Source organism: Nonomuraea salmonea, assembly GCF_042428605.1.
Lineage (GTDB): Bacteria > Actinomycetota > Actinomycetes > Streptosporangiales > Streptosporangiaceae > Nonomuraea > Nonomuraea salmonea.
The window spans coordinates 819,487-845,644 of record NZ_JBHMCF010000011.1; the positions used below are offsets into that span (position 1 = coordinate 819,487).

At 70.0% G+C, this 26,158-nt stretch carries 23 protein-coding genes and 1 tRNA gene; 11 read left to right on the top strand and 13 right to left on the bottom strand.

What is annotated here, in order from left to right; all coding sequences use genetic code 11:
* Positions 1 to 128: 128 nt before the first annotated feature.
* Both ACFFR3_RS14175 and ACFFR3_RS14180 read right to left on the bottom strand, forming a co-directional pair.
* Positions 129 to 1,109, bottom strand: a complete 981-nt coding sequence (locus ACFFR3_RS14175; protein WP_379483250.1) for an NAD(P)H-binding protein — start codon at positions 1,107 to 1,109, stop codon at positions 129 to 131.
* Positions 1,106 to 1,549: a nuclear transport factor 2 family protein gene (locus ACFFR3_RS14180; RefSeq protein WP_364366220.1), complete on the bottom strand. Its 444-nt coding sequence runs from the start codon at positions 1,547 to 1,549 to the stop codon at positions 1,106 to 1,108. Before ACFFR3_RS14180 ends, ACFFR3_RS14175 begins: the two co-directional genes overlap by 4 nt.
* A 133-nt stretch (positions 1,550 to 1,682) precedes the next feature.
* Between ACFFR3_RS14180 and ACFFR3_RS14185 the strand changes: the two genes are divergently transcribed.
* On the top strand, positions 1,683 to 2,543 hold the full coding sequence (locus tag ACFFR3_RS14185) for a helix-turn-helix transcriptional regulator (protein ID WP_345401566.1): 861 nt from the start codon (positions 1,683 to 1,685) through the stop codon (positions 2,541 to 2,543).
* 64 nt (positions 2,544 to 2,607) lie between these two features.
* On the opposite strand, the gene ACFFR3_RS14190 is transcribed toward ACFFR3_RS14185, so the two are convergent.
* Complete coding sequence (locus ACFFR3_RS14190; protein ID WP_345401563.1) at positions 2,608 to 3,264, bottom strand: TetR/AcrR family transcriptional regulator; 657 nt, start codon at positions 3,262 to 3,264, stop codon at positions 2,608 to 2,610.
* 86 nt (positions 3,265 to 3,350) lie between these two features.
* On the opposite strand from ACFFR3_RS14190, the gene ACFFR3_RS14195 reads away from it, so the two are divergent.
* The gene (locus tag ACFFR3_RS14195; protein WP_345401560.1) at positions 3,351 to 4,115 is read left to right on the top strand and encodes an SDR family oxidoreductase; all 765 of its coding nucleotides are present in this window, start codon (positions 3,351 to 3,353) and stop codon (positions 4,113 to 4,115) included.
* Between the two features lie 94 nt (positions 4,116 to 4,209).
* Here the strand turns inward: ACFFR3_RS14195 and coaE are convergent, their stop codons facing one another.
* The 7 genes from coaE to polA form a co-directional block, all read right to left on the bottom strand.
* Complete coding sequence (coaE, locus tag ACFFR3_RS14200; RefSeq protein WP_364366215.1) at positions 4,210 to 4,812, bottom strand: dephospho-CoA kinase; 603 nt, start codon at positions 4,810 to 4,812, stop codon at positions 4,210 to 4,212.
* Positions 4,813 to 4,979: 167 nt separating this feature from the next.
* Positions 4,980 to 5,447 (bottom strand): GNAT family N-acetyltransferase, encoded by a 468-nt coding sequence (locus tag ACFFR3_RS14205; protein WP_364366975.1) that lies wholly within the window; start codon positions 5,445 to 5,447, stop codon positions 4,980 to 4,982.
* A gap of 13 nt (positions 5,448 to 5,460) precedes the next feature.
* A complete protein-coding gene (locus tag ACFFR3_RS14210) occupies positions 5,461 to 7,518 on the bottom strand; it encodes an alpha/beta hydrolase (RefSeq protein ID WP_379483383.1) in 2,058 nt (685 codons plus the stop codon).
* 92 nt (positions 7,519 to 7,610) lie between these two features.
* A complete protein-coding gene (locus ACFFR3_RS14215; protein WP_364366213.1) occupies positions 7,611 to 8,765 on the bottom strand; it encodes an epoxide hydrolase family protein in 1,155 nt (384 codons plus the stop codon).
* 464 nt (positions 8,766 to 9,229) lie between these two features.
* Complete coding sequence (gene rpsA, locus ACFFR3_RS14220) at positions 9,230 to 10,711, bottom strand: 30S ribosomal protein S1 (RefSeq protein WP_345401550.1); 1,482 nt, start codon at positions 10,709 to 10,711, stop codon at positions 9,230 to 9,232.
* A gap of 192 nt (positions 10,712 to 10,903) precedes the next feature.
* Positions 10,904 to 11,998, bottom strand: a complete 1,095-nt coding sequence (locus ACFFR3_RS14225) for a polysaccharide deacetylase family protein (protein WP_379483251.1) — start codon at positions 11,996 to 11,998, stop codon at positions 10,904 to 10,906.
* Positions 11,999 to 12,070: 72 nt separating this feature from the next.
* On the bottom strand, positions 12,071 to 14,761 hold the full coding sequence (gene polA / locus ACFFR3_RS14230) for a DNA polymerase I (RefSeq protein WP_364366209.1): 2,691 nt from the start codon (positions 14,759 to 14,761) through the stop codon (positions 12,071 to 12,073).
* A gap of 104 nt (positions 14,762 to 14,865) precedes the next feature.
* Between polA and ACFFR3_RS14235 the strand changes: the two genes are divergently transcribed.
* The 6 genes from ACFFR3_RS14235 to ACFFR3_RS14260 all read left to right on the top strand — a co-directional run bounded on the left by ACFFR3_RS14235 (position 14,866) and on the right by ACFFR3_RS14260 (position 20,214).
* Entirely contained in the window at positions 14,866 to 15,237 is a 372-nt protein-coding gene (locus tag ACFFR3_RS14235; RefSeq protein ID WP_345401541.1) for a PaaI family thioesterase, read from the top strand.
* A 588-nt stretch (positions 15,238 to 15,825) separates the two neighbouring features.
* Positions 15,826 to 16,968 (top strand): branched-chain amino acid ABC transporter permease, encoded by a 1,143-nt coding sequence (locus ACFFR3_RS14240; protein ID WP_345401538.1) that lies wholly within the window; start codon positions 15,826 to 15,828, stop codon positions 16,966 to 16,968.
* A gap of 16 nt (positions 16,969 to 16,984) precedes the next feature.
* Complete coding sequence (locus ACFFR3_RS14245) at positions 16,985 to 17,983, top strand: branched-chain amino acid ABC transporter permease (protein WP_345401535.1); 999 nt, start codon at positions 16,985 to 16,987, stop codon at positions 17,981 to 17,983.
* Complete coding sequence (locus ACFFR3_RS14250) at positions 17,973 to 18,917, top strand: ABC transporter ATP-binding protein (RefSeq protein WP_345401532.1); 945 nt, start codon at positions 17,973 to 17,975, stop codon at positions 18,915 to 18,917. The genes ACFFR3_RS14245 and ACFFR3_RS14250 overlap by 11 nt, the downstream gene beginning before the upstream one ends.
* Positions 18,914 to 19,747: an ABC transporter ATP-binding protein gene (locus ACFFR3_RS14255; protein WP_345401529.1), complete on the top strand. Its 834-nt coding sequence runs from the start codon at positions 18,914 to 18,916 to the stop codon at positions 19,745 to 19,747. Before ACFFR3_RS14250 ends, ACFFR3_RS14255 begins: the two co-directional genes overlap by 4 nt.
* Before the next feature lie 65 nt (positions 19,748 to 19,812).
* Positions 19,813 to 20,214: a hypothetical protein gene (locus ACFFR3_RS14260; RefSeq protein ID WP_345401526.1), complete on the top strand. Its 402-nt coding sequence runs from the start codon at positions 19,813 to 19,815 to the stop codon at positions 20,212 to 20,214.
* Between the two features lie 62 nt (positions 20,215 to 20,276).
* Here ACFFR3_RS14260 and ACFFR3_RS14265 read toward each other — a convergent pair whose 3' ends face one another.
* Entirely contained in the window at positions 20,277 to 21,569 is a 1,293-nt protein-coding gene (locus ACFFR3_RS14265) for an ABC transporter substrate-binding protein (RefSeq protein ID WP_379483252.1), read from the bottom strand.
* 188 nt (positions 21,570 to 21,757) lie between these two features.
* Here ACFFR3_RS14265 and ACFFR3_RS14270 point away from each other — a divergent pair, with 188 nt between their 5' ends.
* Entirely contained in the window at positions 21,758 to 22,612 is an 855-nt protein-coding gene (locus tag ACFFR3_RS14270) for a hypothetical protein (protein WP_379483253.1), read from the top strand.
* A gap of 147 nt (positions 22,613 to 22,759) precedes the next feature.
* Here ACFFR3_RS14270 and ACFFR3_RS14275 read toward each other — a convergent pair whose 3' ends face one another.
* Together ACFFR3_RS14275 and ACFFR3_RS14280 are read right to left on the bottom strand one after the other, a co-directional pair.
* Positions 22,760 to 24,061 carry an ABC transporter substrate-binding protein gene (locus ACFFR3_RS14275; RefSeq protein ID WP_345401514.1) on the bottom strand — a complete coding sequence of 434 codons (1,302 nt, stop codon included), beginning with the start codon at positions 24,059 to 24,061 and terminating at the stop codon, positions 22,760 to 22,762.
* A gap of 484 nt (positions 24,062 to 24,545) precedes the next feature.
* Entirely contained in the window at positions 24,546 to 25,109 is a 564-nt protein-coding gene (locus ACFFR3_RS14280) for an ANTAR domain-containing response regulator (RefSeq protein WP_345409702.1), read from the bottom strand.
* A 129-nt stretch (positions 25,110 to 25,238) separates the two neighbouring features.
* Here ACFFR3_RS14280 and ACFFR3_RS14285 point away from each other — a divergent pair.
* Positions 25,239 to 25,321: transfer RNA gene (locus ACFFR3_RS14285), tRNA-Leu, on the top strand.
* 67 nt (positions 25,322 to 25,388) lie between these two features.
* Positions 25,389 to 26,150, top strand: coding sequence for a helix-turn-helix domain-containing protein (locus tag ACFFR3_RS14290; RefSeq protein WP_345401511.1), 762 nt, complete (start codon positions 25,389 to 25,391; stop codon positions 26,148 to 26,150).
* Positions 26,151 to 26,158: the final 8 nt, after the last annotated feature.

Sequence of the window (26,158 nt, forward strand, 5' to 3'; positions counted from 1 at the left end):
TCACCGTGCTGCCCGAGACCGGGTTTCCGGAGATCAGCGGCATGATCCGCCGTACCGTCTACGCCGCCCGCTGCTTGTCGGACGAGGTCCAGCCGGCGACAGCGGTCACCTACCTGCGAAGAACCGGGCTAGTGCGCCACGCCGTTTGCCCACTCGGACGCGTGGTCATGGACGAACGCGTCGAAGGAGCGGGGCGGGCGGCCGGTCAGGTCCAGCACCGCGGTGCTGACCAGGTCGTCCCGGCCGGCGCTCAGGCCGGCGTCCACGGCGGCAAGGGCGGCGGCGAATTCGGCCGGCATGCCGGCGGCCCGGTAACCGGCCGCCAGCTCGTCGGTTTCGACGGGCAGCACCTGAATCGGCCTGCCGGTGCGGGCGGTGATGATCGCCGCCGCGTCCCGGTAGCTCAACGCTTTCGGCCCGGTGAGCAGGTAGTCGCGCCGGTCAGCCGGCCCGTGCCTGGGCCACTCACCCCGCTTCTCGCTGGGCCGCTCGCCCTGCCCTCCGCTGGGCCTGTCGCTGGGCCTGTCGCTGGGCCTGTCGCTGGGCCTGTCGCTGGGCCTGTCGCTGGACCCGTCATCGGGGTCGGTCAGCAGGGCGGAGGCGGCGGCCGCGATGTCGCGCGCGTCGATCCAGCCCAGCCGGCCGCCACCGGCCGCGGTGTGGATCTCGCCGTGCCGCCGGAGCCGCTCGCCCAGCGGATGCGGGGGCAGGAAGTTCTGCATGAACCCGGACGCGCGCAGCACGACCCACCCGGGCCGGGTCCGTACCCGTGCGGCCAGCTCAAGCGCGCCGGGGGCGTTCGGCAGCACGATGGCGGAGCCGAGGAGCACCACGCGGCGCACGCCGAGCCGCTCCGCCTCGTCCAGGAACGGCTCAACCAGCGGCATCGGATTCACGGCGTTCGCCGGAGGCACGAGATAAACGCGGTCCATCGCGTGCAGTGCGGCCCGGTGCGTGCCCGGGTCGTTCCAGTCGAACCGGACCGCGTCAGGATCCCCGGCGGAGGGGTTGCGAGCGGCCACCCGGACCGGTACGCCGTTGCCCCGCAGCAGCTTCGCCAGCACACTGCCGGTCTTCCCGGTGCCGCCGGTGACCAGCACGCCGCTCATCGGGCGGCCCCCGAGCGCAGCGAGCCGAGCAACTCGGGCAGCGTCCCGGTCGCCGAGGCGGCGGCCAGCGGGCTCCAGTAATCCCTGTAGTGCGTGATCAGGCCATCTTGGACCGTGATCACGGAGATGTAGTCCATGCGGTAGGGCTCGCCGGTGCGCACGGTGTACCCGTGCGCGGTGAACTCCACCACGATGGTGTCCGGCCGTTGCGTGTGATGCACGGTCACTACAGGTATCTCCCGTACGTCCATCCGTTCCGGATATCCGGCCAGATAGTCACGGACGGCATCCCGCCCCGCCAGCCGCCGCGGCGCGTCCCCCGCAGCGAACGGGAACTCGCTGGTGCCCTGCTCCGCCCACAGATCGGCGATGGCATCCATATCCTTGGCCAGCAGCAGATCCAGCAGTCGGCGGATCGTCTCCTCAGGAGTGCGTGGCATGTTCGTCCTCCGGTGTCCCGTGAAATGTGGTCATGCCAGCCTGGCCACGGATCCGGGCGCCGCGGAACGGACGGGTAAGCCCCGGACCCCTGGTCCGTGGCTAAGGCGGCCGCCACTGTGGCAGCCTGGACGGGTGAGCAGAGCTGAACTGGCCGACTTTCTCCGTCGCCGGCGGGAGGCGCTGCGCCCGGACCAGCTGCCGGCCACGGCCGTCCACCCGCCGGGCCGCCGCGCCCGCCGTACTCCCGGCCTGCGCCGCGAAGAGGTGGCCACGCTGGCCGGGGTCTCCACCAGCTACTACGAACGACTTGAGCAGGCCCGCGCTCCGCATCCGTCCCCGCAGGTCATAGCCGCGCTGGGCACGGCACTGCGGCTCACCGACGCCGAGCGCGAGCACCTGGCGCGGCTGGCCGGGCAGGCCCCGCCCGCCCCGCAGACCGGCCGGGCGCCGGTGCCCGCCTTCGCCCGCGAGCTGCTGGACCGGCTCGGGCCGGTGCCCGCCTACCTCACCGACGAACGCCAGGACATCGTCGCCTGGAACGACGCGGCAGCCGACCTGATCACCGACTTCGGATCGCTGCCCGCCGGGGAACGCAACGCCGTACGGCTGTCCATCCGGCTGGACGGCACCCTCTGCTCGGCCGCCGACGGCGCGCAGGGCGAATACGCCCGGCAGGCCGCCGCCCAGCTGCGCACAGCCAGCGCCCGGTACCCGGCCGAACGCGTACTTGGCGAGCTGGTCAACGAGTTCGCCGCGCACAGCCCCGACTTCGCCGCCGGCTGGCGCAACCACGAGGTACGCCCCATACCGACGCTGCGCAAGCACCTGCACCACCCCGAGCTGGGCGCCCTGGAGCTGGACTGCCAGACTCTGCTGCTGCCCGGCACCGATCTGCGGATGGTGATCTACACCGCGCGACCGGGCAGCCCCAGCGCCGCCGCGCTCGCCCGGCTCGCCGCACGCGACACTGAGATCGATCGGAATCCGGCGTAAGCCTCTCCGTGAGCGGAACCCAACGAAGACTCACTGACCAGCGGACCCACGATCGCAAGCCTCGTCATGGCTGCCATGACGGCCCGGTGGCGATCGCGTGGCAGAGCCGCTCCGCGTCCCACGCTGGTTCTCCCAGGTCGAGCCGGTCCGGCGCCCGGAACCCGTCCAGCGCCAGGTGAACGTGGCGCCGCCACAGGGACGGGGCGGCGTGCCGGGTGGCCTCGGCTACCGTGCTGCTCGCCCACAACAGCAGGAAGAGGTCGGCGCCGGTGACGTCCGGGCGGACGACGCCGGCCGCCTGCGCCCGCCCCAGCACCCGTTGCGCGAGCGCGCAGATCTCGCTGTGCGCGGTCTCGGTGCGGTCGTCGCCGGGGAACCGCCGGGCCAGGAAGTCGGCGAACGCCCGGTCCCCGGCCTGGGCCGTACACAGGACTTCGAGCAGGCTGCGGAAGGCGTGCCACGGATCCTCCAGGCCGAGCGCGGCCTCTATCTCCTCGATCACGTGGCGCAGCTTCGGCTCCAGCACCGCGCACAGCAGGTCGAGGCGGGCCGGGAAGTGCCGGTAGAGGGTGCCGACCACCAGGCCCGCCTCGCGGGCGATGCCGTCGAGGGCGGCCTGCGCGCCCTGCTCGGCGAACGCGCGCCGGGCGCACTCGAGCAGCCGCTCGCGGTTGCGGCGGGCATCCCGGCGAGCGGGCAGCGGGTTCCCCGTGGCAGGCATGAGGTCACCGTAGCAAGGTGCGACAGGTCTCAACTTTGAGGATGCTCTCAACTTCGCTAGAGTGAGCAGCACCGAAAAATGAGAGCATGCTCATTTTCTGCGACAAGGAGAGCGACATGGCCAAACTCGGCGGGAAGGTCGCGGTGATCACCGGCGCGACCTCCGGGCTGGCGCTGGCGACGGCGAAGCTGTTCGTCCAGGAGGGCGCGCACGTGGTCATCACCGGCCGCCGCCAGGACCGGCTGGACGCGGCGGTGGCCGCCATCGGCCATGGCGTGACCGGCGTGCTCGGCGACGTCGGCCAGATCTCCGACGCGGCCCGCCTGGCCGAGGTCGTGGCGGTCGAAGCGGGCCGGGTGGACGTGCTCATCGCCAGCGCCGGCGTCTGGACGTGGAACGAGCACATCGGCGACGTGACCGAGCAGTCGTTCGACGCCGTGTTCGGGGTGAACGTGCGCGGGACGTTCTTCACCGTGCAGAAACTGCTGCCATTGCTGTCCGACGGAGCCTCGATCGTGCTCATCGGGTCGGGCGCCGCGGACAAGGGCGATCCGGGAACGACCGTCTACGCCGCGAGCAAGGCGGCGCTGCGGTCGTTCGCCCGGACCTGGACCACCGACTTGAAGCAGCGCGGAATCCGGGTCAACGTCCTCAGCCCCGCCGCGATCGACACCGCCGCGTTCGCGGACCTCCCGCCGGGGTTCAAGGAGCAGATCGCCTCGCGGGTGCCCGTCGGCCGCCTCGGCGACGAGCACGAGATCGCCACCGCGGCGCTCTTCCTGGCCTCCGCGGACTCGAGCTTCGTCACCGGCATCGACCTGCCCGTCGACGGCGGGATCGGCCAGGTCTGACCACCGGCAAGGCGCCGAAGGTCAAGAGGCGGGGCCAGGGGTGCCGGCACCCACACGACGATCTTCCTGATCGTCAAGGACGGATGTCATGTCGTCAACCCACGGCGGCGCGGCGCAAAAGGTCGTCCCAGACCTCGGCGACGCGGGCGTCGAGCTCCTCGAGTGAGCCGTCGTTGGGGATCACGATGTCGGCCGCGGCCAGGCGTTCGTCCCTGCTCGCCTGGGCGGCGATGCGGGCCTGGGCGTCGGCCTCCGCCATGCCGCGGTGTTCGGCCAGGCGGCGGATGCGCAGCTCGTCGGGGGCGTCGACGACGATCACGACGTCGTACATGGGGGCCAGGTTGTTCTCCACCAGCAGCGGCACGTCGTACACCATGATCGTGTCGTCGCCGGCGCCCCGCTGCAGCTCCGCGACCCGCTCTCCCACCAGCGGGTGCACGATCGCGTTGAGCGCGGCCAGCCTCTCGGAGTCGGTGAAGACGATGGAGCCGAGCTTCTCCCTGTCGAGCGAGCCGTCGGGGCGCAGCACCCCGTCGCCGAACGTCTCCGTCACCCGCGCCAGCCCCGGCGTGCCGGGCTCGACCACCTCACGGGCGATCAGGTCGGCGTCGATCACCATCGCGCCCCTGGCCGAGAGTCGCTTGGACACCTCGCTCTTCCCGGAGCCGATGCCGCCGGTGAGCCCGATCTTCAACACGTCGGAAAGCCTATCGCCCGGATCTCACGCGGCCGGATCCGGGCGTCATGCGCAGCTCACTCCCCGCCCGCCGGCTCCGGCGTCACGCGCAGCACACTTCCCCCCGCCACGTTCCGGCGTCATGCGCAGCACACTTCCCCCCGCCACGTTCCGGCGTCATGCGCAGCTCATTCTCCGCCCGCCGGCTCCGGTGTCATACGGAGGTGGATGAGGGTCAGGTGGTCGTCCATGCGCTCGCGGTGGGTCTCGCGGTAGCCGAGCCGTCGGTAGAGCCGCAGGTTGCCCTCGGACAGGTGACCGGTGAACAGGTCGAACGCCTTCGCCTCCGGCACCTGCTCGTGCAGGGCGCGCAGCAGGGCCGTGCCGATGCCCCTGCCCTGCAGGTCAGGGGCCACGACGAGGCGGCCGACCAGGCAGGTGGCGCCGGAGAGCCGCCCGCGTACGGCGCCGACGATGCGCCCCGACTCGACCGCCTTCAGCACGACCGCGCCCTCGATGACCTTGCGCATCTGCTCCAGCGACTCCACCAGCGGCGGGATGTAGGGGTCGCCGTAGAGCTGCGCCTCGCTGAGGTAGGCCGCCCGCTGCAGGGTCAGGACCTCGCCCGCGTCATCGGGCACCGCCCGCTCGATCACCACCCGCCGCAGCCTACTCCCCGCGCCCGGCCCCCGCCGTCAGCTCGCCGGGACACGACGTGCGCGCCTTGGGCGGCTTTCCGCGTACGAGGAAGTCGTGCACCCGGGCCCGCAGGCAGGCGGCACGCAGCTTCCCGGCTCCCTGCAGCAGATAGGCGTCATGCCCGTCCCCGTGCCACAACACCACCGCACCGGGGATCCGCCGCCCCAGCCGCGCCGCCGGGGCAGGCGGACTGACCACATCCAGCCGCCCCACTCCGACCAGCACCGACGCCCGGTCACCGTCGTCACTCGGCACCACGGAGCTCGCCGGGCCCGGCTCCGGGCGGCCGCTTCCGCCGTCACGAGGCACCGCAGGACCGGTGACGCCGGTCTCCTGGCCGCCGCCGGCCCTGGGCCCGAGGTCGCTGCCGGTCCGCGCCGGCCGGTCACCGGCGTCTCCCGAGGAGGGCCGGCCCTCGCCTCCGGCCGGCGCGGACGTCTCGGCGCCGGTCAGGCGGGACCGGTCGAGTCGCGGGGTGTGGGGCGGCCAGCTCGGACGGGCCCGCAGCCCCAGGCACCTGCCGACCTCGTAGCGGCCGGTCAGCCAGCCCACCCGGGGAGCCACCTCACGCAGCCTGGCCTCCATGCGCAGGAAGGTCCGGTAATCGGGCACGTCGGGCATGAAGTCGTGGCAGTGCATCGCCCGGGAGACCGTGGCGGGCGCGCCGGCCCGGCGTACGTCGGCGAGCGCCAGCAGCGCCCGCGCGTCCCCCTCCTCGGCGGCGGCCAGCGCCCTGGCCAGCTCGGGCCACCGCTTCGGGTCGAGCCCGGCGAGCACGGCCGCGACGACGCGCCGCTCGTCCACCGCCCGCCTGCCGGGAACGACCCCTGACCCTGCCTTGGACGATCGCCCGCCCGCCGAACCGCCGGCGACGACCGACGGTCCTCCGCCGAGCAGCTCGCCGAGCCCGGGGCCCGCCTTGAGCGGCGTCTCGCCGAGCAGAGCGTCCAGCCCGGGACCGTCGGGCGAGCCTGCCATCAGCTCACGAGGGCCGGAGGACGGGCCCGGGTTCGCGGGCAGGAGCAGTTCGCCGGGCGAAGCCGTGCGCTGTGTGCCGCCGCCCGGATCGGCGCCGCCGGCCCCGTGGGCGAGGAGGTCGTCCAGGACCTCGACGGCGTCGCCGTCCAGGGGGCAGGCCAGGTGGTTGACGCACCAGTCGCGGAAGTAGCGCAACCGGCGCTCCGCCGCCCTCGCGTGGGCGATGAGGCGGCGGCCCAGGCCGGGCTGGAAATGGTCGGGGACGCCCTCCAGGTAGATCCGCCCGGCGCGGCCGGGGAACAGCTCGAGGTACGCCTGCCCGTACACCGCCCCGTAGCCGTTGCCGAAGTAGCGCAGCCGGCGCCGGCCGAGTGCGTCGCGCAGGGCGTCGAGGTCGTGTGCCACCTGCCAGGCCGTCAGGCCGTCGTAGGCGGGCCCGGCCGCGATCCGGCAGCTTCTGTCGTAGGCGGCGTTGTGACGGGCGTAGGAGCGCCACGCGGCCTCTCCAGAGGCGATCTGGAGCCGCCGGGGGTCGGGCGGCGGCACCGAGCAGCGCACCATGGCCGCGCTCCCCCTGTCACCGATCCCGCGCGACTCCACCAGCACCACGTCGAACCACCGGGCCAGCTCGCTCACCGTGTCGGGCCTGGCGCGCACGTCCTGGACGGTGGAGCCCGCCCCGGTGTTGACGACCAGCGGGCCGAGGCTGCGTGCGGGGTCGCGGGCGGGCAGCCAGGCGAGGTCGATCTCCGTACGCGTCCCGGATGGCCGCTTCCAGTCCACCGGCACGGACAGCTTCCCGCACCTCAGCCCGTCGCCGCACTCCCGCCACCGCACCCGCCCGAGCGCCGGGCCGTCCGGCTCGCCGGGCCGGCCCGCCCAGAAGCCGCCGCCCCGCTCGTCCACCGGATCCGGCGCGCCGGCCGTGGCGGCGGCCGCCACGGACGCGGACGGTACGGCGGTGACGAGGACGGCGCTGGCGAGGACGGCGCTGGCGAGGACGGCGGCGGTCGTGAGGCCCGCCGCCGCCCTGATGACCGGCTGAACCATGCCCACGCAGATCGCTCCCGAGAGTCGCAGCCACCAAGCGCCGCCCAGTCTCCCAGCGCCCACCGGCGCAGGTCACAGGCTTGCAAAGACCCTCAGGTAAAATCTCCGTCCCGCCGCTGCAGGATGTGGAAAAACTCCCTTATACCGTCCACGAGCGAGGCGGGCGACGCCATGGCGACCATGTGGCTGGGGCTCTCGCCGCGGCCCCAGTAGACGATGTCGTTGCCGCGCTCGGCGATCCGCCGCAGCACCTCGGGCCCGCCGTGGGTGACCCCGGTGGGCACCTCCTTCTGGTCGACGGGCAGCCCGGCCGCCCCCTCGTAGTACGGCCAGGAGGACGACCCGCCGGTGCCGGTCAGCCAGTACAGGCTGGCGTTGGTGAGCAGCAGGTCCCTGTCGACGGGCTCGGCCCTCGACTCCCACCCGTCGAACTCCCTGAACCGCTCCACCAGGTACGCGAGCTGCGCCACCGGCGAGTCCACGAACCCGTACGCCAGGGTCTGCGGCCGGGCGGCCAGGTAGGGCCCGTAGCCGCTGCCGCCCGCCATGCGCCGCCCCATCTCCTCCAGCAGGGCGAGGTCCTCAGGGCCGGCCCCGTCCAGCTCGCCGGGCTCGCCCGTGGGGACGCCGAGCCCGGCCGTGATCACGGCGCCCATCACGTGCTCGCTGTCGAGGGCGGCCAGGCGCGGCGTGACGAGCGCTCCCGCGTCGTTGCCGTGCGCGACGTACCGGTCGTAGCCGAGCCGCCGCATCAGCTCGGCCCACGTGCGCGCCACCCGGTCGATGCTCCACGGCCGCGGGTCGGCGGGCTCGGGGAACGGCGAGAACGCGAACCCGGGCAGCGACGGGGCCACGACGTGGAAGGCGGTCGAGGGGTCGAGCCCGTGGGCGCGCGGGTCGGTGAGCGGGCCGATGACGTCGAGGAACTCGGCGACGGAGTTCGGCCAGCTGTGCGTCATGATCAGCGGCACGGCGCCCGGCTCCGGCGAGCGTACGTGCAGGAAATGCACCCGCTGCCGGTCGATGACGGTGGTGTACTGCGCGAACGCGTTCAGCCTGGCCTCCTGCGCCCGCCAGTCGAACCCGCCGGCCCAGTACGCGGCCAGCTCCCGCAGATGGTCCACGGGCACGCCGCGGTCCCACCCCCCCGGCAGCGCCCCCGCCCACCGGGTCCTGCGCACCCGCTCGCGCAGCTCGTCCAGGTCGGCCTGCGGGATATCGATACGAAAAGCGGTGATCTCTTCCATGCCCGGCACGCTAACGACGAACGCGGCAAGGGTCGTTCCGCATTAGCGCGGCCAGGAAAAGCCCCGCGAGGACATCGCACGACGAGCCGCGACCGAGGCCAGGACCGGCGAAAGACACCACCCGACCGACCGCTGCCGAAGCCGGCGCACACCAAGCGCCCCGGCAACCGGCCACGAGCGGAGGCGCAGCTCGCCGGACCGCCGCCGAAGCCGGCGCACACCAAGCGCCCCGGCAACCGGCCACGAGCGGAGGCGCAGCTCGCCGGACCGCCGCCGAAGCCGGCGCACACCAAGCGCCCCGGCAACCGGCCACGGGCGGGGGCGCCACCCGACGGGCCTGGCCGAGAAGGGCCGGGACACGCGGAAGGCCCCGCACGGAGAACCGTGCGGGGCCTTCCCACTGCTGATGGCCGCCACCTGGCGTGAAGGTCACGCCTCAGGCGGCCGGCGCCCGGTGCGGGGCGTCAGCTCTGGCCGCCCGCGAGCTTCTCGCGGAGCGCGGCGAGCGCCTCGTCAGAGGCGAGCGCGCCGCTGGCCGGAGCCGACGAGGAGCCACCCTGCTGGGGCTGGGTCTCGCCGCTGTAGGACGAGGGAGCGGCCTCGCCGGCCTCCGCCTCGGCCTTGCGGGCCTCCTCGATCTGCTTCCTGTGAGCCTCGAAGCGCTGCTGGGCCTCGGCGTACTGCCGCTCCCACTCCTCACGCTGCTTGTCGAAGCCCTCGAGCCACTCCCCGGTCTCCGGGTCGAAGCCCTCGGGGTAGATGTAGTTGCCCTGATCGTCGTACGTGGCCGCCATGCCGTAGAGGGTCGGGTCGAACTCGACCTCGGTGCCGACACCCTCGTTGGCCTGCTTCAGCGAGAGGCTGATGCGGCGACGGTCGAGGTCGATGTCGATGATCTTCACGAAGATCTCGTCGCCGACCTGGACGACCTGCTCCGGGATCTCCACGTGGCGCTCGGCCAGCTCGGAGATGTGGACCAGGCCCTCGATGCCCTCCTCGACCCGGACGAACGCACCGAACGGCACCAGCTTGGTGACGCGGCCCGGCACGACCTGGCCGATCTGGTGGGTGCGGGCGAACTGCTGCCACGGGTCTTCCTGGGTGGCCTTGAGCGACAGGGAGACGCGCTCGCGCTCCATGTCGACGTCGAGGACCTCGACCGTGACCTCCTGGCCCACCTCGACGACCTCGGACGGGTGGTCGATGTGCTTCCAGGACAGCTCCGACACGTGGACCAGACCGTCGACGCCGCCGAGGTCCACGAACGCACCGAAGTTGACGATCGAGGACACGACGCCCTTGCGGACCTGGCCCTTCTGGAGGGTGTTGAGGAACGTCTGGCGAACCTCGGACTGCGTCTGCTCGAGCCAGGCGCGGCGCGAGAGGACGACGTTGTTGCGGTTCTTGTCGAGCTCGATGATCTTGGCCTCGAGCTCGCGACCGACGTACGGCTGCAGATCGCGGACACGGCGCATCTCGACCAGGGACGCCGGGAGGAAGCCACGCAGGCCGATGTCGAGGATGAGACCACCCTTGACGACCTCGATGACCGTGCCGGTGACGATGCCGTCCTCGTCCTTGATCTTCTCGATCGTGCCCCAGGCGCGCTCGTACTGAGCACGCTTCTTGGACAGGATCAGGCGGCCCTCCTTGTCCTCCTTCTGGAGAACGAGGGCCTCGACGTGTTCGCCGACCTCCACGACGTCAGCGGGATCGACATCGTGCTTGATCGAAAGCTCGCGCGAGGGGATGACACCCTCGGTCTTGTAGCCGATATCGAGAAGAACCTCGTCTCGATCGACCTTGACGACGGTGCCCTCGACGATGTCGCCGTCGTTGAAGTACTTGATGGTCTCGTCGATCGCCGCGAGGAAGGCTTCCTCGGACCCGATGTCGTTGACCGCTACCTGCGGGGTGCTCGAGGTGGCCTCAGTGCTGGACGTCATGTGTGGAATTGCTCCGAACGCGGACAGGATGTCGATGTGGCGGATGCGCGGCAGGCCCTCTTCCGCATCAAGCCGAGGAATTACGACATCGACGTGACCGAGCGCGAGCCCGCTCCGTCTGAGGCGCGCGCGAGCCCACAGCGCAGCGATCAGCATATGAGACCAACGCCACGGGGTCAATCCGGCGGGACGTCAATAGGCGATGACCTGGAGCCCTCGCTTGGCGATGATATTACCTCGAACCTTCTCCGGGATGGAGATGCGGTCGGGGTCGCCGTCGCTGACGTAGCGCTTGCCGGGATGCCGGTCCAGCCAATCGAGCCAGTATTGGGAGCACCACTTGCGGCACTCGCCCTTCTTGCCGTTGCTCTGGATGCGCTGGATCGCCCCGCGGTCGAACTTTTTCGCGTACGGCGAAAGCGAGGGCTCGGCCCCGGCGAGGAACACGCCCGCGAAATCGTAACGCGTGCCGTCCCAGGAGCCGGTCCTGGCGGGCTTCTTCCCCTTGGGCAGGGACCCGTACGGCAAAGCCATGGTCTGGGACGGCGGCGCGCCGAGCTTCTTCAGCAGCCGCTCCAGCCGGACGATCTGCTCCTTGACCTTCTTGCGCTTGAGCGTGCGCAGGTCGGGGTGGCTCCAGGTGTGGTTGGCCACCTCGTAGCCGTGGTCGGTCAGCCACCGCACGGCCGCCGCCTGCGCGTCGTGCTCGCGCAGCCCGAACGGCTCCTTGCTGATCCAGAACGTGGCCACAGGACGGAAGCCCGGGTGCCGGGCGGCGACGTCCTGGATGACGCCCACGGCGGTGTCCGGCAGCGGCCGGCCGTCGGGGCCCAGCCCGAAGTGGCTGGGATGCCCGTCGTCGAACGTCAGCACCACGGGGAACTTGCCGGCCGGCACCCTGATCTCGCCCCTGACGAACTCGGCCGCGGTGATCGGGACGTAGCCGCGCTCGGCCAGCTTCTCCAGCTCCTTCCTGAGCTGGGCGGGCGTGCGGTCGAGCGAGGCGCGCCGCTTGGCGAGGATGCGGTGGTACATCAGCACCGGCACCAGCCCCGCCTCGTTGGCGCGCACCTGCTTGGCGAACTCGGGCGTGGACACCACCCCGGGCGGCTGCCCGACCGGGGTGGGCTCGGACGGCTCGGCGCTGCCCTGGACGGTGGCGCCGGCCTGCGGCCTGGCGTGCGGGCGCGGCTCACCCGGCATGAGGGCGAGCCCGATGACGGCGATCGTGATCACCACCGCGTTCGCGACGACGATGATCCGCGTGAGGGACGCTGATGACCGCACGAAACTCCCGCCCGCTCGGTGATGACGGCTCCACAGATTAATGCAGAACCGCCCACAGCGCGGCTTTCGCGGCTAGTGGCCCGCGTCCTCCCAGGTGCGGCCGACGCCCACCGAGACCTCCAGCGGGACCCGCAGCCGGTAGGCGGCGTTCATCTGGTCGCGCACCAGCTGGGTGAGCTGGTCGAGCTCGCCTGGCGCCACCTCGAACACCAGCTCGTCGTGAACCTGGAGCAGCATCCGCGAGGCCAGCTCCTCCTCGCGGATCGCCTGGCGCACGTTGAGCATGGCGACCTTGATGATGTCGGCGGCCGAGCCCTGGATGGGCGCGTTGAGCGCCATGCGCTCGGCCATCTCGCGGCGCTGGCGGTTGTCGCTGGTGAGGTCGGGCAGGTAGCGCCGGCGGCCCATGATCGTCTCGGTGTAGCCGTCGGTGCGGGCCTGGGCGACGATGGCGTGCAGGAAGTCGCGGACGCCGCCGAACTCCTGGAAGTATTCCTCCTTCAGCGCCCGCGCCTCGGCCACCGGGATGTTGAGCTGCCCGGCGAGCCCGAAGTCGGACAGCCCGTAGGCCAGGCCGTAGTTCATCGCCTTGATGCGGGCCCGCAGCTCGCCGTCGATCTGCTCGGGCGGCAGGTCGAAGACGCGCGCGGCGGTGGCCTGGTGGAAGTCGTGGCCCGACTCGAACGCCTCGATCAGCGACTCGTCGCCCGACAGATGAGCCATGATGCGCAGCTCGATCTGGCTGTAGTCGGCGGTCAGCAGCGTCTCGTAGCCCTCGCCGACCGTGAAGCCCTGCCGGATGCGGCGGCCCTCGGCGGTGCGGATCGGGATGTTCTGGAGGTTGGGCTTCTCCGACGACAGCCGGCCGGTGGCGGCGATGATCTGGTTGAAGGTGGTGTGGATGCGCCCGTCGTCGGCGATCTCCTTGATGAGGCCCTCGACGGTGGTGCGCAGCTTCTGCTGGTCGCGGTGGCGCAGCATGATCGTGGGCAGCTCGTGCTCGGTCTGGGTGGCGAGCCAGGCGAGCTGGTCGGCGTCGGTGCTGTAGCCGGTCTTGATCTTCTTCGTCTTGGGCAGGTTGAGCCGGACGAAGAGGATCTCCTGCAGCTGCTTGGGCGAGCCGAGGTTGAACTGCTCGCCGATCGAGCGGTGGGCCTCCTCGACGGCGTGCTTGACCGCGGCGCCGAACTCGGCCTCAAGGGCGGCGAAGTATTCGCTGTCGACGGCGATGCCGGCCCGCTCCATCTCGGCGAGCACGGTCAGCAGCGGCTGCTCGACGTCGCCGAGCAGCTGGGTGCCGCCGCGGCCGGCCAGGAAGGTCTCGAGGGAGTCGGCCAGCTCGCGCACGGCGCTGGCGCGCAGCGCGAGGTCTTTGGCAGGGGCGTCCTCGTCGTCGCCGAACAGCGCGGCCTGCCCGTTGTCCTCGTGCTCGGCGCGCAGGTCGCGGTGGAGGTAGCGGCGGGCGAGGTCTTCGAGCGCGAACGTGCGCTGGCCCGGCATCGCGAGGTAGGCGGCCAGCGCGGTGTCGCAGCTGAGGCCGCGCAGCTCCATGCCCTGCGCCCACAGGGCCAGGATGGGCCCCTTGGCGTCGTGGACGGCCTTGGGCCTGGTCTCGTCGCCCAGCCAGGCGCGCAGGGCCGCCTCGTCGCCCTCGGTGAGCTTGACGGGGTCGATGTAGGCGGCGGTGCCGTCGGGTGAGGCGACAGCGACGGCGTCGATGCGGCCGGTGCCGCGGCCGTAGGCGCCCTTGAAGGCGAGCCCGGCGCGGCCCTCGGGGAGCGCGGCGAGCCAGCCGGCCACCCGGTCGGGGCCGAGCAGCACGGTCTCGACCTCGAAGCCCTGCTCGGGCTCCTGCTCGCCGGTGCCGAGCACCTTGAACACCCGCTCGCGCAGCTCGCCGCGGATCTGCAGGGTGTCGAACAGCTTGTTGATCTCCTCGCGGTCCCACGCGCCCTGCTCGAGCTCGCCCGGCTCGGCCTCGACGGGGACGTCGCGCAGCAGCTCGGTGAGCCGGCGGTTCATCAGCACCTGGGCGACGTGCTCGCGCAGCTTGTCGCCGACCTTGCCCTTGACCTCGTCGACCCGGTCGACCAGCGCGGTCAGCGAGCCGAACTCGCGCACCCACTTGGCGGCGGTCTTCTCCCCCACGCCGGGGATGCTCAGCAGGTTGTCGCTGGGGTCGCCGCGCAGCGCGGCGAAGTCGGGGTATTGCTGCGGGGTCAGGCCGTATTTCTCCTGGACCGCCTCGGGGGTGAAGCGGGTCATGTCGCTGATGCCGCGCCGGGTCATCAGGACGGTGACGTGCTCGTCGACCAGCTGCAGCGCGTCGCGGTCGCCGGTGACGATCAAAACGTCCATGCCCTGCTCGCGGGCGCGGGTGGCGAGGGTGGCGATGATGTCGTCGGCCTCGAAGCCCGCCTTGGACAGGTGCGGGATGCGCAGCGTGTCGAGCAGCTCGTAGATGAGCTGCATCTGACCGCGGAAGTCCTCGGGCGTCTCGCTCCTGTTGGCCTTGTAGTCGGCGTATTCCTCGTGGCGGAACGTCGGCTCCGACCGGTCGAAGGCCACCGCGACGTGGGTGGGCTGCTCGTCGCGCAGGATGTTGGTCAGCATCGAGGTGAACCCGTAGACCGCCTCGGTGTGCTGACCGTCGGTGGTCATGAGGTTGGCGTCTTTGAGCGCGTAGAACGCGCGATAGGCCAGCGAATGCCCGTCGAGCAGCAGCAGGCACGGGCGGCTGGGGGTCACTTCACTCTTCGGCACACAGGCAGCCTAGTCTGCGTCTCCGACAGAAAACCCGAGCTCGGAAGAGTGGAGGCGTCACTTTGACGCAGACCGACCCTATGGACGTCTCGATATTCGGCGACATGCACGAAGGAACGCTCGCCGACCGGCTGGGCATCGAGTTCCTCGAGGTCTCGCCTGAGCGGGTGGTGGGCCGCATGCCGGTCGAGGGCAACACGCAGCCGTACGGGCTGCTGCACGGCGGAGCCTCGGCGGTGCTGGCCGAGACGCTGGGCTCGGTGGGCGCGGCCGTGCACGCCGGGGCCGGGCGGATCGCCGTGGGCATCGAGATCAACGCCACCCATCACCGCTCGGCCCGCTCTGGCTGGGTGACGGGGGTCGCGACCCGGCTGCACGGAGGCAGGACGCTGGCGACGTACGACATCGAGATCACCGATGAGCAGGGCAGGAGGGTGTGCACCTCGCGGCTCACCTGCATGCTGCGTGACGCCTGACCGTAGTGCCCCTTACGTCACTTCGTCCGACCCTTTGCGCATGCCCCCCGCGGGTCGCTACGGTTGCTTCACCAGAGCCCGCGGGGAAGCCAAGTAGAAAACGTGTCCGGCCCCGCGTATGCGGGGTGCTCCCGTGTACGGCCGGGGATGCCTGACATGGCCCCAACGGCCGCCCCCGCGGGCTCGTCAATCTTCATCTTCCGATCGTTACGAGATCGTTTCCTCAAGATGCCAGGCGTCTACCGCGATTTAGCCCCTGACCTGCCGTGTTGTTTGCTCACATCACTGACACACACATGTCACTAATTGGTGACGAACGATACTGAAACGGGCGTCTCCGCAATAAGCTCCCGCCATTGCATCCCAGTTGTGCCTGCGATGCGCGCGTGTCGAGATGGAGGGGCACAACCCCGCCTTGACCTACTTGAGGGAGCACCATTGCGCAGAGCCGTGATCGCGTTCACGGCCTTTCTGAGTGGACTCATCTTCCTGCTCGCCGGCCCCGCGCACGCGGATCCGACGGACTGCCAGGGATTGAGGGGAACGCTCAAACTCCAAGGCCAGCCAGTGAACGGCGTGAAAATCGCCGTGACCACCGAAAGCGGGCAACCCGTCGAGGAGGTCACCACCAATCCCGAGGGCACGTGGGAAGTTCAGGTCGAGGAGCCGGGTAAATACAAGGTCGCCCTCGACCCCAGCACCCTCCCGCAGAACGCGGAGGTGCGCGGCGGCAACAACACCCGTACGCCGACCGTCTACGAGGGCAACTGCTCGGCCGTCCTGTTCGCGCTCCAGCCCAAGGGCGCGCCCGGCCAGGAGCAGCAGGAGGACGCCGGCGCCGCCGGCACGTTCTGGGCCCAGGCCGCGCAGCTCACCTTCGAGGGCCTCAACCTCGGCCTGATCATCGCCCTGGCGGCGCTCGGCCTGTCGCTGATCTACGGCACCACCGGCCTGACCAACTTCGCCCACGGTGAGCTGGTCACCCTGGGCGCTCTGCTGGCCTACGGCTTCAACGTCGGTTTGGGGCTGCATCTCATACCCGCCGCGCTCATCGCCGTCATCGCCGCGGCGGTCCTCGGCTACTTCCAGGACCGCCTGTTCTGGGGCCAGTTGCGCAGGCGCGGCACCGGCATCATCGCCATGATGATCATCTCGATCGGCGTCGCGCTCTTCATGCGCTACGTCTTCCTGATCTTCTTCGGCGGCCAGACCGAGTCCTTCGCGCAGTACACCGCCCAGCCCGGCATCGAGATCGGGCCCATCTCCGCCGCACCCAAGAACCTGGTCGCGATGGGCATCGAGCTCGTCGTCCTGATCATCGTCGGGTTCGCGCTGCTGCGCACCCGCACCGGCAAGGCGGCCCGCGCCGTGGCCGACAACCCGGCGCTCGCGGCCTCCTCCGGCATCAACGTCGACCGGGTCATCAGGATCATCTGGACCGGCGGCGGCGCCATCGCCGCCCTCGCCGGCATCATGCTCGCGCTCTCCCAGAACCTGAAGTACACGATGGGCCAGGAGATCCTGCTGCTCATCTTCGCGGGTGTGACGCTCGGCGGCCTCGGCACCGCGTTCGGCGCCCTGGTCGGCTCGCTCGTGGTCGGCCTGTTCATCCAGGTCTCCACGCTGTGGGTGCCGCCGGAGCTCAAGAACGTCGGCGCGCTGGCAGTGCTCATCATCGTGCTCCTCGTCCGGCCGCAGGGCATCCTCGGCCGCCGCGAGCGGATCGGCTGATCGGGGGAGGATCAGAATGGACTGGATCACGATTCTCAGCACCACCATCAAGTCCGCGGTCAACGTGGAGACGGTGCTGTACGGCCTCGCCGCCATCGGCCTGAACATCCACTTCGGCTACACCGGCCTGCTCAACTTCGGCCAGGCGGCGTTCATGGGCGTGGCCGGCTACGGCCTGGCCGTCACGGTCACCGTCATGGGCCTGCCGTTCTGGATCGGCATCGGCGTCGGCATCGTCGGGGCGATCATCCTGGCGATCCTGCTCGGCATCCCGACCCTGCAGTTGCGGGCCGACTACCTGGCCATCGTCACCATCGCCGCCGCCGAGATCGTCCGGCTCGTCTTCCGCTCGGTGACGTTCAAGGACGTCTTCGGCGGCTCCGACGGCCAGCGCGGCTTCAGCGACGGCTTCTACGCGCTCAACCCGTACCCCGAGGGTGACTACGGCTTCAACCTCGGGCCCGTGCCGCTGTTCTTCAACAACCGCTCGATGTGGGTGCTGACCGTCGGCTGGCTGCTCATCGTGCTGTGCTGCTTCATCGTCTTCCTGCTGATGAAGAGCCCGTGGGGCCGCGTGCTCAAGGCCATCCGCGAGGACGAGGACGCGGTGCGCAGCCTGGGCAAGAGCGTGTTCTCGTACAAGATGCAGGCGCTCATCCTCGGTGGCGTCATCGGCTCGCTGGGCGGCTTCATCTACGGCCTGGCGTACGGCTCCGTGCAGCCGGACGTGTTCGGCACGGAGACGACGTTCTACCTCTACACGATGATCATCCTGGGCGGCGCGGCGCGCGTGCTCGGCCCGGTCGTCGGCGCGTCGCTGTTCTGGGTGCTGCTCGTCCTGCTGAACGGTGTGCTCAGCGAGGCCGTCGCCGCCGGCTACATCACCATCATCGACACCAACCAGGTCGGTGCCCTGCGCTACGTCCTCGTCGGTCTCGGACTCATCCTGTTGCTCGTCTTCCGGCCACAGGGCATCTTTGGTGACAAGAGGGAGATAGCAATCGATGCACGCTGAGACCCAGACGACGCCAGGCGACCGCAAGGCCGCCGCCCTGGCCGCGTTCAAGGACCTGGCCCGCGATCCCGGCGTGCCCAAGCCGGACCCCATCCTCGTGGTCGACAAGGTGGTGCGCCGCTTCGGCGGTCTCACCGCCGTGGACGTCGAGCACGTCGAGATCCAGCGCGGCTCCATCACCGCGCTGATCGGCCCCAACGGGGCGGGCAAGACGACGTTCTTCAACCAGCTCACCGGCTTCGACACGGCCGACGCGGGCTCGTGGACGTTCAACGGGCGGCCGATGAACGGTGTGCCCGCGCACAAGGTCGCGCGGGCCGGCATGGTGCGCACGTTCCAGCTCACCAAGGCGCTCTCCCGGCTGACCGTCGTGGAGAACATGCGCCTGGGCGCCCAGCACCAGAAGGGCGAGAGCTTCTGGCGCGCCATGATCCCGGCCTTCTGGCGCGGCCAGGAGGAGGAGATCACCGAGCGGGCAGAGGAGCTGCTGGCCCGCTTCAAGCTCGACGCCAAGCGCGACGACTTCGCCGGGTCCCTGTCGGGCGGCCAGCGCAAGCTGCTGGAGATGGCCCGCGCGCTCATGGTCCGGCCGGAGCTGGTCATGCTGGACGAGCCGATGGCCGGCGTGAACCCCGCGCTGACGCAGTCGCTGCTCGGCCACGTCAAGGACCTGCGCGAGCAGGGCATGACGGTGCTGTTCGTCGAGCACGACATGGACATGGTCCGCGACATCAGCGACTGGGTGATCGTCATGGCGCAGGGCGCGGTGATCGCCGAGGGGCCGCCCTCGACGATCATGTCCGACGAGCGCGTGATCGACGCCTACCTGGGCGCCCACCACGACGCGCCGCTCTCGGAAGGCGACCTTGAGACGCAGCTCCACGAGGCCGAGGCGGCTCTGGAGGCCGAGATCGAAGAGGAGACGCAGAAGTGAGCGCCGACGAAGCGCCCCAGGGACAGGCCGAGGAGCAGATCGAGGAGCAGGCCCCGGCGGGCTCCGAGCGGGCCGTCACCGACCGCAGCGACCACCTGGCGGGCGCCGAGGACGCGGTGCTGCGCTGCGACGAGCTCATCGCGGGCTACCTGCCGGGCGTCAACATCCTCAACGGCGCCGACCTGTACGTCCAGCAGGGCGAGCTGATCGGCATCATCGGCCCCAACGGCGCCGGCAAGTCGACGCTGCTGAAGGCCATGTTCGGGCTGGTCAACATCCGCAGCGGCACGGTCCTGCTCAAGGGCGAGGACATCACGAACATGAAGGCCCACTCGCTGGTCTCGCGGGGCGTCGGCTACGTCCCGCAGACCAACAACGTCTTCCCCAGCCTCACCATCGAGGAGAACCTCGAGATGGGCGCCTTCCAGGTGCCGGGGAAGTTCAAGGAGCGCTTCGAGTTCGTGGCCGAGCTGTTCCCCGCGCTCAAGGAGCGGCGCAAGCAGCGCGCCGGCTCCCTGTCGGGCGGTGAGCGGCAGATGGTGGCGATGGCCAGGGCGCTCATGACCGAGCCGTCCGTGCTGCTGCTGGACGAGCCGTCCGCGGGCCTGTCGCCCAAGCTGCAGGACCTGGTCTTCATCCAGGCCCAGCAGATCAACAAGGCGGGCGTGACCGTGATCATGGTGGAGCAGAACGCGCGGCGCTGCCTGCAGATCTGCCACCGCGGCTACGTCCTCGACCAGGGCCGCAACGCCTACACCGGCACCGGGCGGCAGCTCGCCGACGACCCCAAGGTCATCGAGCTGTACCTCGGCACGCTCGCGAAGGCGTAACGGATCACTTTCGAGACGGGGAAGGGACTCCCACGGGAGCCCTTCCCCGTCTTTCAATGTGCCATGTGAACCGTTTAGCGACAGTCGCGCTCGTCCTGCCCCTCGTCCTCGTCGGCTGCCAGGAGTCGGCGTCCTCCTCGGCCAAGTACAGCACCGGCGGTGACCCAACCGACGACCCGTGCGCGCGCGTGGTCTCGGCCATCGGGTACGCCGGCCTCATGCTGGAGCCCAGAGGCCAGGAGGACCGGCAGGACTTCGAGGACGCCGTCATCGGCCGCCTGGCCGAGGCCCACGGCATCACGCGGGAGTTCGCCGACCGGCTGCCCGGCTCGCTGCGGCCGGCCGCCGAGACCGTCGAGCTCACCACGGCCCGCCTGTCCAAAAGCGACGTCCCCAGGGAGCGCCAGGTGGCGCTGCTGAAGCAGTACCGCGCCGCCGCCGACCAGATCGTGGCCGGCTGCACGTGAGCGCACGCGAAAGGGCCCGGCCGTGACGGCCGGGCCCTTCTCTGACGAGTGCCGGGTGGTGCTCAGCCCTCGATGTTGCCGGTGCGGTACTCCAGCGCCTTCACCGGGTACTTGTTGTTGTTGCCGTACTGGTAGATGCCGATCGTGGCGACGGCCGGGTCACCGGCGTCGTTGAACTCGACCGGGCCGCTGACGCCCTCGTAGTCGATGTCCTTGCCGGCCTTCAGCAGGTCCACGCACTCCTTGAAGTTCGTGCACTTCTCGCCGCCCTTGCTGACCTCGGCCAGCTTCGCGGCGATGTCCACGCCCGCGTCGCTCTTGGCGGCCTCGGCGGCCAGCGCGATCAGGTTCGCCGCGTCGTACGACTCGGGGGCGTAGGTGTAGTCCTCGAGCTTCGGGTTGACGGCGAGCAGCTTGTCGCGGAACTCGTCGGGAGCGGCGGCGCCGGGGTAGGTGCCCTTGACGCCGGTCAGCGTGCCCTTGGGCATCTTCTCGTAGTTGGTGTTCGACATGTTGCCGTCCACCATGTACCACTTGTGCTTGCTGGCCGGCATGCCCTGCTTGACCAGCTCCTGGACGACCTTGGCGGTCTCCTCGAACCCGATGAGCACGATGCCCTTGGGGTTCTTGGCCTTGAGCTTGGCGACGTCGGCCGAGAAGTCGGCCGCCTTCGGGTCGTAGTCGACGCGCTCGACGACCTCGCCGCCGCCGTCGGTGACGGTCTTCTGGACCTGGTCGGCCAGGCCGGTGCCGTACGAGTCCTGCATCGCCATGATGCCGACGGTGTCGTTGCCGTCGGAGATGATCAGGTCACCGAGGACGCGGCCCTGCAGCTTGTCCGGCGGAGCCGTACGGAAGTACAGGCCGTTGTCCTGGATGGTGGTGAACTTGTCCGAGGTGTTGGCCGGCGAGAAGTGCACCACGCCCGCACCCGTGATCTTGTCGATGACCGACTCGGACACCGACGAGGACGCGGCGCCGATGATGGCGTCGGCCTTCTGGGCAAGCAGCTTGTCAACCGACTGCGAGGCGATGTTCGTGGTCGTGTCGCCGGAGTCGGTGTCGAACTTGGCGACGGGCTTGCCGAGCACGCCACCCGCCTCGTTGATCTCCTTCACCGCCGCGTCGACACCTGCGAACTCGGGAGGGCCGAGGAACGCCAGCGAACCGGTCTGGGGCAGCAGCGTGCCGAGGGTGAGCGTGCCATCGCCCTTCGCCGCGGGAGCGGAAGAGGCCGGTGCGGCACTCTCGGAAGTCTGCGTGGCGGTGTCACCGCCACCACCGCAGGCTGTCAGGGCCAGGCTGGTGGCAGCCACGACAGCCAGCGCCCGTCCCACGGGAGCAATGCGGATCATGAAGTGTCTCCTTCATTCCAGGCCGGGATCCGTCAGCACCGCCGAGCGTTCCCGATCGAATGCAGGAAACGTACAAAATCGTCGCATGCTCCAACCAGATGCGCCGAGGAACTGTCGGCACTTGGATGCGGAGTCGTAATCACTCCTCAACTTACGGGACCTGCGTAAGGATGCTTAATGTGCATCTGGTGAAGCGCATAACCCCCGCCCTCGTGACGGCGCTCCTCGCGGCGGGCTGCACCGGCGCCGCGCCGGCTTCCCCGCGGCCGGCCGCACCGCCGCCGGGGGTCACGGTCTCGCTGGCCCAATACCGTTCGGACGAGCCGGTGCACGTCCTTCAAGTGGCCGTCCGAAATATTCATGAAACACCGGTTTATTTCGCTGATGTCCAACTTGTCACGGCGTCCTTCAAGACCCTGCCACCGCAGCGCGCCGACGCCACCATCCGCAAGACCGCACGCACCGACCTGCCCCTCACCTACGGCCCCGCCAACTGCCTGCCCACCGGCCTGCCCGAGGTGGCGCCCGCCACCGTCATCGCCCGGGTCAGCACCGGCGACCGGCCGCCGCGCGCCGTCGCCTTCCCCGTGCCGCACCCCGACCCCCTCCTGGCCAGGCTGCTGCGCGACGAATGCTCGGAACACCTCGTCAAGCAGGCCGTGACCATCGAGTTCGGCCCCGAGTGGAAACAGACCGGATCAGGCTCGGACGCGGTCATGCGCGGCGACCTCGTCGTCACCCGGCGCGGACCCGGCGTCGTCCGCCTCACCTCCATGGGCGGCACCACCCACTACATCGTCGAACACGCAGAGCCGCTCGGCACGCTCGACGCGGAGGCGCGGCAGGTACGCCTGCCCGTCCGCCTCACCCCAGGCCGCTGCGACGCCCACGCCTTCGCCGAGGCCAAGAAGGCGTTCCTGTTCCCCGTACGCGTCACCCTCGACGGCGGCGACGAACGCGTCGTCATCGTCGCACCGCCCAAACCCCTGCAGGACAGGCTCATCCAGTACGCCGCCCGCGCCTGCGGGCTGCCCCAGCAGTGAAAACCGGCAGTGAGAACCGACGGTGAGAACCGGCAGCGGAACCGGCACTGAGACCAAGTGAAACCAGCAGTGAAACCAGCAGTGAAACCGCAATGAAAAACCGCCCCTCCCGCGGGCGCGGCGCGGGAGAGGCGGTCAACCGGGGGGTCAGCCCGCGATATTGCCCGTACGGTACTCGATCGCCTTGCTCGGGTACTTGTTGTCGTCCCCGTACTGGTAGACGCCGATCGTGGCCACCTGCGGGTCACCGTTGTCATCGAACTCGACGGGACCGCTGACGCCGTCGTAGTCGATGTCCTTGCCGGCCTTCAGCAGGTCGACGCACTCCTTGAAGCTCTTGCACTTCTCGCCGCCCTTGCTGACCTCGGCCAGCTTCGCGGCGATGGAGCGGCCGCTGTCGTCCTTGGCGGCCTCCGCGGCCAGGGCGATCAGGGTCGCGGCGTCGTACGACTCGGCGGCGTAGGTGAAGTCGTCGAGATCCTTGTTGATCTCCTTGAGCTTGTCCCTGAACGCGTCCGGCGCCTCGGCGCCCGGAATCGTGCCCTTGACGCCCTTCAGGGTGCCCTTCGGCATCTTCTCGTAGTTGGTGTTCGACATGTTGCCGTCCACCATGTACCACTTCACCTTGTCCGCGGTCAGACCCTGCTTGACCAGCTCCGCGACGACCTTGGCGCCCTCCTCGAAGCCGATCAGCACGACCGCCTTCGGGTTCTTCGCCTTGATCTTGGCGACGTCGGCCGAGAAGTCCGCGGCCTTGGGGTCGTAGTCGACCCGCTCCACCACGCTCGCGCCCGCTTCCTCGGCCGTCGTCGTCACCTGGTCGGCCAGGCCCGAGCCGTAGGAGTCCTGCATCGCGAGGATGCCGACCGTGTCGTTGCCGTCGGCCGCGATCAGGTCACCGAGCACCCGGCCCTGCAGCTTGTCCGGCGGCGCCGTACGGAAGTACAGGCCGTCGTCCTTGATCGTGGTGAACTTGTCCGAGGTGTTGGCCGGCGAGAACTGCACCATGCCCGCACCCGTGATCTTGTCGATGATCGACTCCGACACCGACGAGGACGCGGCGCCGATGATGGCGTCCGCCTTCTGCGCGATCAGCTTGTCCACCGACTGCGAGGCGATGTTCGTGGTGGTGTCGCCCGAGTCCGTGTGCACCACGTCGATCGGCTTGCCGAGCACCCCGCCGGCCTCGTTGATCTCCTTCACCGCCGCGTCCACGCCCGCGAACTCGGGCGGGCCGAGGAAGGCCAGCGAACCGGTCTGGGGCAGGACCGTGCCGAGCGTCAGCGTGCCGTCGCCCTTCGCCGCCGGAGCCGAGGAGGCCGCCGAGGTCGCGGGGGCGGCGGACTCCTGCGCGGCCGTGTCGCCGCCGTCACTGCCACACGCCGTCAGTGCCAGGCTCGCCGCGGCCGCGACCGCCAGGACGCGGCCGGCCGGAGCAATGCGGTTCATCAAGATGAGACTCCCCCTATCTCAGCGAAGGGACGATCGCCTTCGCTGGGTTTACCGGGCTCAGCATGCCCGTTGTGGGGTGAAATGGGGAGTTCTTCCGATACTTTTATGCCAATTCGTAATGTCGTAAACACTGATAGTAATGGTTTGTTTCAGGAGAGTTACGGACATGACTCGCTAGGCAGGTCCGAGCGACGATATTTCCGGACGCAGACCAAAAAACACCCCACGAGCCCCTTACATCCCAATTCTCGGGCACCCGCTTCGCCCGGCCGAAACCCACCCGGAAGCACCCCGAAACCCACACGGAACACCCTCGCCGGACACCGGCCGGGACCCTCGCACGCTCCGGCTTCAGGAACGCATGAAACCGGACACGCGAAGGCCCGGGCCCATTGGACGCTCGGGACCAGGAAGCCCCGGCTCAGGAACGCCGGCGCCCGGCCGACGCCCCTCGGGAGTCCCGGCCTCAGGAGCTCCGGCCTCAGGAGCGGTCCGCCGCGTCCGCGATGACGATCTGGGCGACCTCACGCATGCTCAGCCGCCGATCCATCGACGCCTTCTGGATCCACCGGAACGCCTGCGGCTCCGTCCACCCGTGCTGCGCCATCAACTGGCCCTTGGCCCGCTCGACCAGTTTGCGCGTCTCCAGCCGCTCGGACAGGCTCGACACCTCGGCCGCCAGCGCCACCATCTCGTCATGCCTGCTGACCGCCATCTCGATCGCCGGCACCAGATCCGCCTTGGTGAACGGTTTGACCAGATAGGCCATCGCCCCGGCGTCCCTGGCCCGCTCCACCAGATCACGCTGGGAGAACGCGGTCAGGATGAGACAGGGGGCGATGCGCATCTCGGTGATCCGCTCGGCCGCCGAGATGCCGTCGAGCACGGGCATCTTCACGTCGAGGATGACGAGGTCGGGTTTCAGCTCGTCGGCCAGCCGGATCGCCTGCTCACCGTCACCGGCCTCGCCCACGACGACGTAGCCGTCCTCCTGGAGCATCTCCTTGAGGTCGAGGCGGATCAGGGCCTCGTCTTCCGCGATCACTACTCGCCGCTGCGTACTCACGAGCAGAAGAGTACAGACGTCCGGTAGATTAGATCCACGCTGGCGCCCCTCGACCGATCGCATCGGCGGTAAGGTACGTCACGGATCCGGACAAGTCCGGATATACCAGCCGGAATGATGGAATGGCAGACATGGACGCCTCAAAAGCGTCTGCTCGAAAGGGCGTGCGGGTTCGAATCCCGCTTCCGGCACCCCGGCCCTCACAGCCGCCACCGTAGCAGCACCGAAACTGTCGGTGACGTTCGCCACACTGGCCGTGTGCATCCTCGCGAAACCGTTGACCGTGCCCTGCGCCTGTCGGCCCGAGGGCTGCCCGACCGTCAGGTGGCGGAGTCGTGCGGCGTGTCGATCGGAGCCGTCCAGAAGTGGCGCACCGGAGCGCGCCGCGCCCGTTATGACGACTTCCCGAGTGGCCACGGCTGTCCCCGCTGCCATGGCCGCGAGCTCGACGCCCACGCCTACGCCCACCTCCTGGGCCTCTATCTCGGCGACGGGCACATCGTGCGCGTCGGGTCGGTGCACCGGCTCTCGATCTTCTGCGACGACACCTGGCCAGGGCTGATCGAGGAAGCCGCCCGTTCGATGGCGCACACCATGCCGGCCTCCAAGGTAGGTAGGCGACAGCGCCAGGGGTGTACGGAGGTGACCAGCTACTCCCTGCACTGGCCGTGTCTCTTCCCGCAGCACGGCCCGGGCAGGAAGCACGAGCGCGAGATCAGGTTGGCCGGCTGGCAGGAGGAGATCGTGCGGGCGCATCCGGGCCGGTTCGTGCGCGGGCTCATCCACTCCGACGGCTGCCGCGGCCTCAACCGGGTGCGGCGCGAGCTTCCCAGCGGCGTCCGCTGGTACGCCTATCCCCGCTACCACTTCAAGAACGAGTCCGCCGACATCCTGGCCCTCTGCTGCCAGGCACTCGACCTGCTCGGCGTGGCCTGGCGGTTCAACAATCGCAACGAGCTGTCGGTTGCGCGGCGGGAGGCGGTGGAGGTGCTCGATCGGTACGTCGGGCCCAAATACTGATCGTTCCT

Coding starts and splice junctions, on each gene's coding strand:
- ACFFR3_RS14175 (WP_379483250.1), bottom strand. CDS start 1,109: ATGAGCGGCGTGCTGGTCACCGGCGGCACCGGGAAGACCGGCAGTGTG.
- ACFFR3_RS14180 (WP_364366220.1), bottom strand. CDS start 1,549: ATGCCACGCACTCCTGAGGAGACGATCCGCCGACTGCTGGATCTGCTG.
- ACFFR3_RS14190 (WP_345401563.1), bottom strand. CDS start 3,264: ATGCCTGCCACGGGGAACCCGCTGCCCGCTCGCCGGGATGCCCGCCGC.
- ACFFR3_RS14195 (WP_345401560.1), top strand. CDS start 3,351: ATGCTCATTTTCTGCGACAAGGAGAGCGACATGGCCAAACTCGGCGGG.
- ACFFR3_RS14210 (WP_379483383.1), bottom strand. CDS start 7,518: ATGGTTCAGCCGGTCATCAGGGCGGCGGCGGGCCTCACGACCGCCGCC.
- ACFFR3_RS14215 (WP_364366213.1), bottom strand. CDS start 8,765: ATGGAAGAGATCACCGCTTTTCGTATCGATATCCCGCAGGCCGACCTG.
- rpsA (WP_345401550.1), bottom strand. CDS start 10,711: ATGACGTCCAGCACTGAGGCCACCTCGAGCACCCCGCAGGTAGCGGTC.
- ACFFR3_RS14235 (WP_345401541.1), top strand. CDS start 14,866: ATGCACGAAGGAACGCTCGCCGACCGGCTGGGCATCGAGTTCCTCGAG.
- ACFFR3_RS14245 (WP_345401535.1), top strand. CDS start 16,985: ATGGACTGGATCACGATTCTCAGCACCACCATCAAGTCCGCGGTCAAC.
- ACFFR3_RS14250 (WP_345401532.1), top strand. CDS start 17,973: ATGCACGCTGAGACCCAGACGACGCCAGGCGACCGCAAGGCCGCCGCC.
- ACFFR3_RS14265 (WP_379483252.1), bottom strand. CDS start 21,569: ATGATCCGCATTGCTCCCGTGGGACGGGCGCTGGCTGTCGTGGCTGCC.
- ACFFR3_RS14275 (WP_345401514.1), bottom strand. CDS start 24,061: ATGAACCGCATTGCTCCGGCCGGCCGCGTCCTGGCGGTCGCGGCCGCG.